The organism is Aestuariivirga sp., from assembly GCF_044239095.1.
GTDB lineage: Bacteria > Pseudomonadota > Alphaproteobacteria > Rhizobiales > Aestuariivirgaceae > Aestuariivirga.
The window spans coordinates 1-10312 of record NZ_JBIICB010000146.1; the positions used below are offsets into that span (position 1 = coordinate 1).

11 protein-coding genes and 1 pseudogene are annotated in these 10312 nt (G+C 64.4%); 4 read left to right on the forward strand and 8 right to left on the reverse strand.

The window, feature by feature from the left end:
• Both ACILRA_RS13615 and ACILRA_RS13620 read left to right on the forward strand, forming a co-directional pair.
• A pseudogene (locus tag ACILRA_RS13615) lies at positions 1 to 115 on the forward strand (IS630 family transposase); the annotation flags it as partial.
• A gap of 93 nt (positions 116 to 208) precedes the next feature.
• Positions 209 to 538, forward strand: a complete 330-nt coding sequence (locus tag ACILRA_RS13620) for a hypothetical protein (RefSeq protein ID WP_395662639.1) — start codon at positions 209 to 211, stop codon at positions 536 to 538.
• A gap of 5 nt (positions 539 to 543) precedes the next feature.
• Here the strand turns inward: ACILRA_RS13620 and gcvA are convergent, their stop codons facing one another.
• Positions 544 to 1461, reverse strand: a complete 918-nt coding sequence (gene gcvA, locus ACILRA_RS13625; RefSeq protein ID WP_395662640.1) for a transcriptional regulator GcvA — start codon at positions 1459 to 1461, stop codon at positions 544 to 546.
• Between the two features lie 113 nt (positions 1462 to 1574).
• Between gcvA and ACILRA_RS13630 the strand changes: the two genes are divergently transcribed.
• Positions 1575 to 1754 (forward strand): hypothetical protein, encoded by a 180-nt coding sequence (locus ACILRA_RS13630; RefSeq protein ID WP_395662641.1) that lies wholly within the window; start codon positions 1575 to 1577, stop codon positions 1752 to 1754.
• Positions 1755 to 1805: 51 nt separating this feature from the next.
• Here the strand turns inward: ACILRA_RS13630 and ACILRA_RS13635 are convergent, their stop codons facing one another.
• From ACILRA_RS13635 to ACILRA_RS13665, 7 genes are all read right to left on the reverse strand, one after another.
• Positions 1806 to 2579 carry an SDR family NAD(P)-dependent oxidoreductase gene (locus ACILRA_RS13635; RefSeq protein ID WP_395662642.1) on the reverse strand — a complete coding sequence of 258 codons (774 nt, stop codon included), beginning with the start codon at positions 2577 to 2579 and terminating at the stop codon, positions 1806 to 1808.
• The gene (locus ACILRA_RS13640) at positions 2576 to 3376 is read right to left on the reverse strand and encodes a carnitinyl-CoA dehydratase (RefSeq protein ID WP_395662643.1); all 801 of its coding nucleotides are present in this window, start codon (positions 3374 to 3376) and stop codon (positions 2576 to 2578) included. The genes ACILRA_RS13635 and ACILRA_RS13640 overlap by 4 nt, the downstream gene beginning before the upstream one ends.
• Complete coding sequence (locus tag ACILRA_RS13645; protein ID WP_395662644.1) at positions 3373 to 5409, reverse strand: acetate--CoA ligase family protein; 2037 nt, start codon at positions 5407 to 5409, stop codon at positions 3373 to 3375. The genes ACILRA_RS13640 and ACILRA_RS13645 overlap by 4 nt, the downstream gene beginning before the upstream one ends.
• A 52-nt stretch (positions 5410 to 5461) precedes the next feature.
• Positions 5462 to 6625, reverse strand: a complete 1164-nt coding sequence (locus tag ACILRA_RS13650) for an acyl-CoA dehydrogenase family protein (protein WP_395662645.1) — start codon at positions 6623 to 6625, stop codon at positions 5462 to 5464.
• Between the two features lie 9 nt (positions 6626 to 6634).
• Positions 6635 to 7405 (reverse strand): SDR family oxidoreductase, encoded by a 771-nt coding sequence (locus ACILRA_RS13655; protein ID WP_395662646.1) that lies wholly within the window; start codon positions 7403 to 7405, stop codon positions 6635 to 6637.
• Positions 7406 to 7427: 22 nt separating this feature from the next.
• Positions 7428 to 8402 carry a 3-hydroxyacyl-CoA dehydrogenase NAD-binding domain-containing protein gene (locus ACILRA_RS13660; protein WP_395662647.1) on the reverse strand — a complete coding sequence of 325 codons (975 nt, stop codon included), beginning with the start codon at positions 8400 to 8402 and terminating at the stop codon, positions 7428 to 7430.
• 125 nt (positions 8403 to 8527) lie between these two features.
• The gene (locus ACILRA_RS13665; RefSeq protein WP_395662648.1) at positions 8528 to 9418 is read right to left on the reverse strand and encodes a 3-keto-5-aminohexanoate cleavage protein; all 891 of its coding nucleotides are present in this window, start codon (positions 9416 to 9418) and stop codon (positions 8528 to 8530) included.
• Between the two features lie 88 nt (positions 9419 to 9506).
• Here ACILRA_RS13665 and ACILRA_RS13670 point away from each other — a divergent pair.
• A partial coding sequence (locus ACILRA_RS13670; protein WP_395662649.1) for a GlxA family transcriptional regulator occupies positions 9507 to 10312 on the forward strand: 806 nt, incomplete at its 3' end.

Here is a 10312-nt window from a genome sequence, read left to right on the forward strand (position 1 = left end):
CTTCATCCGCGAATACAACGCCTCCAGTCCCAAACCCTTCGCATGGAAAGCCAACCCTGGCGATATCATCGCAGCTCGGAACCGTGGGTTCCAAACGTTGGAGTCAATCCACTAGCAGTTCATATCTTTTTAAGCATACCAGAGGAAATTGACCTCACAGGTTGATTTGTCTGGCGCGAATCGCCGTGAAGAAAAGGAGCCCGGTTCCATGTCTGCACTCACGCCCCTTGCCGATCTTCTGGGGATGCCGGTTCCGGCATGGATTGTGGTTTTGGGTCTTGCCGGGCTCTATGCCATCCAGCATGTCACCGTGGCGCGCCGCGTTGAGCGCCACGTCCGCATGCTCAGCCATCTGGACCGTTGGGCAAACAGCGTCGAGTCGCGGCTTGATGAATTGGGGCAGGGCCTGCCTCTGCCCCGTGCCGTTGGTGAAGGATACCAGGCCGCCCGCCGCCAGCGCCGCGGTGATGTCCGCAGTCTCTCCAATGAGCAGTTCCGGGCGCTCATCGCCCGGCTAGTCGGTGCACGCGCTGCCTGAACAGGTCAGCCCTGGCTTGCCGCTGCCTCGGCGATGATCCAGTTGCGGAAGGCCTTGGTCATCGGGCGCTCCGCGGTATCCCGCCTGGTGATCAGGTGATAGGCAAATTGCGCCGGGCTCCGGAGCGCCAGTTCGAAGGGCTTGATCAAGCGGCCAGCGGCAAGATCGTCACCCACCAGGGTTGAATCGCCCAGCGCCACGCCGTGGCCGTCGATTGCGGCTTGCAGCGCCAGCGACGTCTGGCTGAAATGCAGGCCGCGCGTGTCGTTGAAATCCTTCACGCCCGCCGCCAGCATCCACATGCGCCAGTTGGGCCACACCGCGCCCTGCGCTTCCCATTCGAGGTGGATGAGGGTGAACTGAAGGAGGTCCTTCGGCTCCCGCAGCGGCTTGGCGCCCTTGAGCAACTCCGGCGCGCAGACGGGGAACAGCGTGTCGTGGAACAGTTTCTCCACCATCAGGCCGGGGTAGTTGCCGTCGCCGAAGCGGATGGCCACGTCAATGTCCTCACGCTCGAAATCCAGCGGCTCGGAGGAAACGTCGATGCGCACATCCGCCCCCGGCGCGGTCTCAAGAAAGCGGTCGAGCCGCGGCACCAGCCATTTGGCGGCGATTGAGGGCGAGGCGGTGACGCGTACCTGGGTGGGGTTCTCCAATTGCCGGATCCGCTGCAGCGCCCGCGTCAGCCCCTCCAGCGCCTCACCGATGGCGGGCTTCAGGATCATGCCCTGGCGGGTCAGCTGCATGTGGCGGCTGGTGCGCTGGAACAGGGGCACGCCGACCGCCTCCTCAAGCTCCTTGATCTGATGGCTCACGGCGGCAGGCGTCACGTTCAGCTCCGCCGCGGCGCGGGTGAAGTTCAAGTGGCGGGCAGAGGCGTCAAAAGCCTTCAGCGAGGCGAGGCCTGGAATATGGCGCAACATGGGCGATCCTCAAGTTTCTCTTGAAGATTAACCTAAAACACTTCGTTTGTGTACTGTTCTGCAGGCGCTTATCTGTGGAGGCACAAACAAACACATAAGCATAGTTGAAGAACATGACCTCCCGCACAGCCTCTGCCGTCACCCATACCCCCCTCTGGAGCAGCTTCGAAAGCGCGATCAGGCTGACGCTGCGGTCACTCTCCGCCCCAGCCGCCGGCGCGTCCACCTTCGAGGAACTGGACAGCGAACAGGCCCGCATTCGCCGGTCGAGCCGCCACTGGCTCATCGGCTGAGACACCACCCTCTCTCCCCTGCTGGCCCCGGGGTAAAACCCGGGGCTTTTTTTATGCGCCGCTGCGCGGGTGTCCTGCTGTGGTGCCGCCGTCGATCTGCAGGGCTGCGCCCGTCATGAAACGGGCCGCGTCGGAGGCGAGATAGAGGATTGCCGTTGCGATCTCACCCGGGCTCGCAATGCGGTTGAGCGGCGCTGTTGCCGCAAGGGCTGCTTCCGTTGTTTCGGGGTCTGCCGAGGCGTTGATCACGTCGCGCCGCACCATGTCGGTGTCGACATAGCCGGGGCAGACGCAGTTCACGCGCACATCCGGTGCAAGCTCGAGGGCCAGCGCGCGGGTGAGGTTCACCACCCCGCCCTTTGACGCGCAATAGGCCGCAAGACCGATCTCGCCGATCAATCCGGCGTCGGATGCAAGGTTCACCACATTGCCCTTCGCGGCGCGCAGATGGGGCAGGGCGGACTGGGTGCAGAAGAAGGTGCCCTTCAGGTTGGTGTCCAGCGTCTCGTCCCACACCGCTTCCGTCACGCTCTCGACAGGGCCGCCCCTGGCGATTCCGGCGCAATTCACCAGCACGTCGAGGCCCCCCAGTTCCTGCACGGCCGTGGCGATCACGGCCCGGCACTGTTCGGCGCTTGCGACATCGCCGGGAGCTGCAACTGTCTTCACCCCGAGGAGGGCGGTTGCCCTGGCCGTGGAGTCCTCAGTGCGGCCATTCACCGCCACGTGTGCGCCCGCGGCGAGGAAGGCCTCCACTGCCGCGCGTCCGATGCCGCGCGTTCCGCCGGTAACGAGAACCCGCTTGCCCGAAAAATCGACGTTCACTTGCCCTTCCATTGCGGCTTGCGCTTTTCCGCGAAGGCGCGCGCACCCTCCAGCTGGTCTTCGCTGGAATAGAGAACGTCCACGGTCTTGAGCCGCCGCTTCGTCACCATGTCGAAGGCCTGCTGCACGGGCAAATGCGCCGTCTCCCGGGTGACTTCCTTGATGGCGGCGAAGACCAGCGGCGGGCCATCGGCCAGCTGGTCCGCCACGGCGCGGGCACGATCCATGAGCTGGCCGGCAGGCACCACCTCGTTGATGAGGCCCCAGTGCTTTGCCTCCGTGGTGTCGATGCGGCGGCCGGTGAACAGCATCTCCATCGCCACGTGATAAGGAATGCGGCGCGGCAGCTTGATCGAGGCGGCATCGGCCACCGTCCCGGAATTGATCTCGGGCAGTGCGAAGGTGGCATGCTCTGCCGCGATGATGATGTCACACGAAATCATGATCTCGAAGCCGCCGCCAAAGGCCAGGCCGTTCACCGCGCAGATGACGGGCTTGTTGAGGCCGGGAAGCTCCTGCAAGCCGCCGAAGCCGCCGACACCATAATAGGAATCAGGCGCCTCACCCTCCGCTGCCGCCTTCAGGTCCCATCCCGGGCAGAAGAATTTTTCGCCCGTGCCGGTGAGGATGGCGACGCGCAGTTCCGGATCGTCCCGGAAGCCCGCGAAGATGTCGCCCATGACGCGGCTCGTTGCGGCGTCGATGGCATTGGCCTTGCCGCGCTCGATCCTCACCTCCAGCACGCGCCCGCGCTTCGTGACGTGGATCGGCCCGGTGTGCGACTCTTGAACGGTCATGGTGTCCTCATCTTGATGAGTGCGTCGACGGCGATGGCGCCGTCCTTCAGCACGAGCAGGGGATTGACGTCGACTTCCTCGACCAGCCCGCGATTGGCCTCGGCGAAACGCGCCACGGCCTCGATCGCCGCGATCACCGCTGCCTGGTCGCCTGACTTGCCACGGAAGCCTTCAACCAGCGGCCAGACCTTCAATGTGCGGAGCGCGCGCTCGATCTCGCTGCGCGTGGTCGGCAGGATCAGCGTCACACTGTCCTTCAGCAATTCCGTCAGGATGCCGCCGGCACCAACAACAAGTGCCGTGCCGAACTGCGGGTCAGAGGTGAGGCCGATGATGAGTTCCGCTACCGCCCCTGTCACCATGCGCTCTACCAGCACATCGGGTGCCAGCTCCGCCATGCGGCTGGCCGCTTCTTCCACCTCGGCGGCGGTCCTCAGGTTCAGCGCCACGCCGCCCGCTTCCGTCTTGTGGGCAATGGCTGCAGATGAGACCTTGAGCGTTACCGGATAGCCAAGCCTTTCGGCGGCGGCGACAGCATCCCCCGCGGGGCACACGATACCCTCAGGCACGGAGAGCCCATGCTTGGCCAGCATCTGCTTGGCCGCGAACTCGCTGAACACATGCGCCTCGGAGCCCATGGTAAGCGGCGGCAGCATCTCCGGCGGTTCCTCGGCACGCGCCCAGTTGCGGCCGATGAAGGCCGCAGCCTCGAAGGCGGTCAGCGCATCATCGAGCCCCATCATCGGGGCAACACCAAGGTCCGAGAGTTCATCCGCCAGTGGCAGCGGCATGCCTTCGGAGAGCGTGGCGACCACTGCCGCGCGTGCGCCCGTCGCCTGTGCTGCCGCCGCCATGGCGCGCGCCGTGGTGGCCCAGCTGTCAGGCTTCATCTTGGGGTGTGTCGGCGTATCGAGGATCACCAGACCCACGTCGAAGCCGCCCTTCAGCACCTCCGTGAAGGTGGCGATGAGCTTCTCCGGCTGTCCCCAGATGAAGGTGTGGTAGTCGAGCGGATTGTCGATGGCGACATACTCATTGAGTGTGGCCGCCACGCGGGGCTTGGTTTCCGCGTTGAAGGGCGGGAAACTTACCTTTTTCTCCAGCGCCATGTCGGCGACCAGCGCCGCCTCGCCACCCGAGCAGGAGAGTGAAACGAGCCGCGAGTCCGCAATCGGCCCGCCATTGTGAAGGAACTTCAGCGTCTCCGCGAAGGCCGAGACGGACTTCATGCGCGCGATGCCATAGCGCTCGAACAGCGCATCATAGAGCGTGTCGGCCCCGGCAAGCGAGGAGGTATGGCTCATCGCAACCTTCGCCCCCTGTTCGGACCGCCCGGTCTTCAGCACCACGATCGGCACCTGGCGCTTGCGCGCCATCGCCGCCGCGCGCGCGAAGGCCGGAACATCCGGCAGGCCCTCGACATGCAGGCCAATGGCCGAGATGCGCGGGTCTGCGGACAGGGTTTCCACCATGTCATGCATGCCCACATCCACCTGGTTGCCGATGGAGAAGACGGCGGCCACCGGCAGGCCGCGCATCATCATGGTGAAGTTGCAGGCGATGTTGCCGGACTGGGTGATCAGCGCCACGCCGCGCGGCACGGGCTCCAGCCCCGTCTCATCCGGCCAGAGTGCAGCGCGCGACAGCGTGTTGACGAAGCCATAGCAGTTGGGGCCCATCAGCGGCATGCCATTGGCGGCGTCGAGCAACTGGCGCTGCAGTTCGGCATTGCCCGTCTCGGCAAATCCGGCCGCATAGATCACAGCCCCGCCGCAGCCCTTGGCGCTGAGCGTGCGAACAACCTCGATGGTGGGAATGTTCTTCACCGCGATGAAGGCGGCATCGACAGGGCCGGGAATGTCTTCCACCGATTTCAGCGTGGGGATGCCGGAGAGCTCGTCGCGCTTCGGATGGATGGCATAGATCGTGCCCGTGAAGCCAAGCTCCAGCGTGCGCCGGATCGCGATGGCGCATTCATTGCCGCCGACGAAGGCAATTGATGAGGGGTTGAGCAGGCGGGAGAGGGATTTCATCGCTCACTCATTCTCTCGTGCCTTCGCCGGGATGACGATGAAACACAACATCTCACCCACCCAGCGGTCTCAGCAGCGCGCGGCTGATGATGTGGCGCTGGATCTCGCTCGTACCCTCCCAGATCCGCTCCACGCGTGCATCGCGCCAGATGCGTTCCAGCGGCAGGTCAGACATCAGCCCCATGCCGCCGTGGATCTGGATCGCCTCATCGGCCACGAAGGCCAGCATTTCGGTGGCCTTGAGCTTGGCCATGGCCATGTCCATGTCGGTCACCGTCTTCTGGTCGAATTTCCAGGCGGCCTCGCGCGTCAGCAGTTCCGCTGCCTTCAACTCCATCGCCATATCGGCGAGCTTGAAGGAGACGCCCTGGAACTTGCCGATCTGCTGGCCGAATTGCTGGCGGTCCACCGCATATTGCTTGGCATGGTCCAGCGCGCGCTCGGCCCGGCCGATGCAGGTGGCGGCAACCTGAAGCCTGGTGGCGCCCAGCCAGTCATTGGCCACCTCGAAGCCCTTGTGCACCTCGCCAAGCACCTGTGACTTATGCACACGGCAATCATTGAATTCGAGAATGCAGTTGTTATAGCCGCGGTGGGACACATTCTTGTAGCCCGGGCGCACGGTGTAGCCGGGCGTTCCCATGTCGATGAGAAACGCCGTGATCAGCTTCTTCTTGCCACGCGGCGTATCCTCCTCACCCGTTGCGGCGAACAGGATCACGAAGCTCGCCTCATCCGCATGGCTGATGAAGTGCTTCGTGCCATTGATGACGAAATACTCGCCATCCTGCTTCGCGAAGGTCTTCATGCCGCGCACGTCGGAGCCGACGCCGGGCTCGGTCATCGCAAGGCAGTCCGACTTCTCGCCGCGAACCGAGGGGAAGAGGTACTTCTCCCGCTGCTCGCCCTCACACGCCATCAGGATGTTGGAAGGCCTCGCCACGCAGGTCCAGTGCAGGGCATAGTTGGCGCGGCCCAGCTCCTTCTCGTAGAGCACCCAGGTCAGCGTATCGAGCCCCGCGCCACCCACTTCGGCGGGCATGTTGGCGGCATAGAGCCCGGCCTCGATGGCCTTCTTCTTGATCTCGTCGCGGAGGTCATGGCGGAGAACGCCCGTCTCCTCGATCTCCGCCTCATGCGGATAAAGCTCGTTGACGACGAAGTCATGCGTCGTCTTGACGATCATCTGCTGTTCTTCGGAAAGGCTGAAATCCATTCTGACAACTCACTTGATGTGGAATGTCTCGACGTGCCCGTCGATGGCGATGTCCTGCCCGTTGATCATGAAGGCGGCGGGAGATGCGAGGTACACGGCCAGCGCCGCCACCTCATGCGGATCCGTCAACCGCTCGAGCGACTGGTTGCCGACGATTTCTTTCGCCACCACCTCGAAGGGCACGCCACGCACGTCAGCCTCGCCCTGGATCACGCGGTTGATGCGGTCACCCTTGACCGAGCCCGGGCAGATTGCGTTGCAGCGCACGTTGTAACGGCCCAGCTCGATGGCGAGCGACTTGGTGAGGCCGATCACGCCCCATTTCGCCGCCGCGTAAGGCGTGCGGTTACCAAAGCCGTGCTGGCCCGCATTCGACGACATGTTGATGATGATGCCGGACTTCTGCGCCTTCATCACGGGTGCTGCGCGGCGCGCGCAAAGGAAATAGGAGTCGAGGCAGATGTCGAGGCATTCGCGCCAGTCCTCGAGTTCCACGTCCTCGACCGGCGCTGTTGGTCCCTTGATGCCGGCATTGTTCACCAGCACGTCGAGGCCCCTTAAGTCCTCCAGCGCATCGTCGAACCAGGCGTCGATCTCGCCTTCGCTGCGCACATTCACCCTGCTGGCGGCGATATCGGGGAACTCCTTGCGGAACTGGGCGAGTGCCGCCTCGTTCACGTCGCAGATATGCACTTTCGCACCCTCTGCCGCGAAGGCGCGGGCGATGGATTTGCCGATGCCGTCCGCCGCGGCGGTGATCATCACGCGTTGCTGTGGCATGTCTTTCTCCCTTGTCTCCAGCTCAGGCTTCGCGTGACTTGAGTTCGCGGTCAAGCACCAGCCCCGCGCCGATGCCATGCTTCTGGAACACCTTCATCATATCGACCAGCACGGCATTGCGCTTGGCCTCGATCTCGGCCACGGCACGCCCCCCGGCCTGCGCTTCGCAGCCTTCCACCAGACGCTTCTCCAGCGTCTCGTTCCACTTGGGGAATTTGAGGTCGGTCCAGTCCAGTTCCAGTGTCGGGTCGAACTGCTTGATGAAATCCCGCATGCCGCCGGGGCCGCCGGCCAGGTGATAGGTGAGGAAGGAGCCCATGAAGGCCCAGCGCATGCCGGCGGAGTAGACGATCGAGTCGTCGATGTCCCCCGTGGTGCCGATGTCCTTGTTGAGGATGTGCAGCGCCTCGCGCCACAGGGCCTCCTGCAGGCGGTCGCAGATATAGCCCATGATCTCCTTCTTCAGCCGCAGCACATGCATGCCGATGGCCTCGAAATAGGCGCCTGCACGGTCCATGGCCTCAGGTGAAGTCTTCTCGCCCGGCACCAGTTCGACCAGCGGCAGGAGATAGACCGGGTTGAACGGGTGGCCGATCACCACACGCTCCGGATGCCTGCATTCGCTCTGCAGGTTGGTGGGCAGGAAGCCGGAGGAGGAAGACGCGATCACCACATGCGGGGCCGCCACCGCGTCGATGTCACGGAACAGCCTGATCTTCAGGTCCTCCCGCTCGGGCGCTGCCTCATGGATGAAGTCGGCCTTGGAGGCCATTTCGGCCAGGTCGGTCGTGAAGAAGAGTGTGCCTTCCTTCGTCGGCTTGCCGAGCAGGGCTTCGAGCGAAGGCCAGGCGGTTGCGATCTGCGCCTTCAGCTTTGCCTCGGCCGCTGGCGAGACGTCATAGGCGATGACGTCGAAGCCACGGAACAGCAGCCGCGCCGCCCAGCCCGCGCCGATGAGGCCGGTACCTGCGATGCCGACGGTCTTGATGGTGGTCATTTGAAACTCCCTCTGGTCCATGTTCCCCTCCCCCTTGTGGGGAGGGGTAGGGGTGGGGGTGATGGCAGAGTGCACTCGCGGACCCCCACCCCTAGCCCCTCCCCACAAGGGGGAGGGGGACTGCGTTACACTCTTGGCTTCAGCTTCAGGATCTCGCGGCCCTCATCGGGCGAGGCCACCTTGGTGCCGAGCAGCTCGATGATCTTCACGGCCTTCTCGACCAGCGTGCCGTTGGAGGCATGCACACCGCGTTCGAGCCAGAGATTGTCCTCGAGGCCGACGCGCACGTGGCCGCCCAGCAGCACGGCCTGCGCCACGGCGGGAAACTCATTGCGGCCGATGCCGAAGGCCGCCCACACGGCGCCCTCGGGCAGCTGTGCCTTCTGGTAGGCCATGGTCTCTGTGTCGTAAGGAGCGCCCCACGGGATGCCGAGGCAGAGCTGGAACATCGGCGGGCCCTCGATCAGCCCTTCCGCGCAAAGCTGCTTGCCGAACCACAAATTGCCCGAGTCGAAGATTTCCATCTCGGGCTTGACCCCATAAGACTTGATCAGCCTCGCCTGCTCGCGCAGCTGCGTGGGCGTCTGGACGACGATGGCATTGCCGTCGCCGAAATTCAGCGTGCCGCAGTCCAGCGTGCAGATTTCCGGCCGCAGCTCCTTCACGTGGATCAGCCGCTCCTCGGGGCCGACGCAGTCCGTACCGGGTCCAAACTCCAGGGGCCTCGCGCCGGACCCAATCTCCACGTCGCCGCCCATGCCGGCGGTGAGGTTGATGATGACCTCTTTGTTGCGGGCGCGAATCCTCTCCATCACTTCTGCGTAGTACTCCACCTTGCGGGAGCCCTTGCCGGTCGAGGGTTCGCGCACATGGCAATGCACGACGGTGGCACCCGCACTTGCGGCTTCGAGCGCCGAGTTGGCGATCTGCTCCGGCGTCACCGGAATGGCCGGGTGCTTGCCGACGGTGTCGCCCGCGCCGGTGACGGCACAGGTGATGATGACTTTGGGCTGCATGAAATCCTCCTGACGATTGCAGCGGAGTCTAGGCCGCCCGGGGAAACGGCATTTGACTTTTTCCGCCATATGTTTTTCTTTTTCCGCCATGGCCAGATACGATGTGGCATTCCTGCTGGTGCCAAGGTTCTCGATGATCGCGCTTTATGGCGCGCTCGAGCCGCTCCGCGTGGCCAACCGCTTTGCGGGGGCGGACACATTCTCCTGGCGTTTTGTCTCGGCGGACGGCCAGCCGGTTGCGGCATCGAACGGCATTCCGGTCTCCGTCTCCACCGGGCTGGCCGGGATTGGCAGGCCGGATATGGCGGTGATCTCCGCCAGCTACGAGCCCGAGAAGGGCATCACCCGCCCCATGCTGTCCGCCGTCAAGTCGCTGGCAAGAAAGCGCGTGCTGCTGGCGGCAATCGACACCGGTCCCTTCATCCTGGCGGAAGCGGGCCTCCTCGACGACTACCGCGCCACCTGCCACTGGGAAAGCCTGCCGGGCTTCCGCGAGAGCTATCCCACGGTGCTTGCGGAGCAATCGCTCTACGTCACCGACCGTGACCGCATGACTTCGGCCGGTGGCGCTGCGGCCATTGACATGATGCTGGACTGGATCGGCCGTCTGCTGGGCCGCCCGCTCGCCGTGCTGGTGGCGGACCAGCTCGTCCACTACCGCTCCGCCGAGCAGCCCGCCCAGGCCAGGCTTCCCGCCGCGGCGCGCTACGGCACGACCGATGCGCGGCTGCTGAAGATCATCACCGCCATGGAAGAGCAGGGAGAAGACCCGCTCGACGCCCAGGCCCTGGCCGCAATCGCGCAGATTTCGGTGCGCCAGATGGAGCGGCTCTTCGCAGAGAAGCTCCACGAGCGCCCCATGGGCTTCTACCTCAAGCTGAGGCTCGAGAAGGC

Bases quoted from the DNA above. Each gene is read 5' to 3' on its own strand.
- ACILRA_RS13620 (WP_395662639.1), top strand. From the start codon at position 209: ATGTCTGCACTCACGCCCCTTGCCGATCTTCTGGGGATGCCGGTTCCG.
- gcvA (WP_395662640.1), bottom strand. From the start codon at position 1,461: ATGTTGCGCCATATTCCAGGCCTCGCCTCGCTGAAGGCTTTTGACGCC.
- ACILRA_RS13630 (WP_395662641.1), top strand. From the start codon at position 1,575: ATGACCTCCCGCACAGCCTCTGCCGTCACCCATACCCCCCTCTGGAGC.
- ACILRA_RS13640 (WP_395662643.1), bottom strand. From the start codon at position 3,376: ATGACCGTTCAAGAGTCGCACACCGGGCCGATCCACGTCACGAAGCGC.
- ACILRA_RS13645 (WP_395662644.1), bottom strand. From the start codon at position 5,409: ATGAAATCCCTCTCCCGCCTGCTCAACCCCTCATCAATTGCCTTCGTC.
- ACILRA_RS13650 (WP_395662645.1), bottom strand. From the start codon at position 6,625: ATGGATTTCAGCCTTTCCGAAGAACAGCAGATGATCGTCAAGACGACG.
- ACILRA_RS13655 (WP_395662646.1), bottom strand. From the start codon at position 7,405: ATGCCACAGCAACGCGTGATGATCACCGCCGCGGCGGACGGCATCGGC.
- ACILRA_RS13660 (WP_395662647.1), bottom strand. From the start codon at position 8,402: ATGACCACCATCAAGACCGTCGGCATCGCAGGTACCGGCCTCATCGGC.
- ACILRA_RS13665 (WP_395662648.1), bottom strand. From the start codon at position 9,418: ATGCAGCCCAAAGTCATCATCACCTGTGCCGTCACCGGCGCGGGCGAC.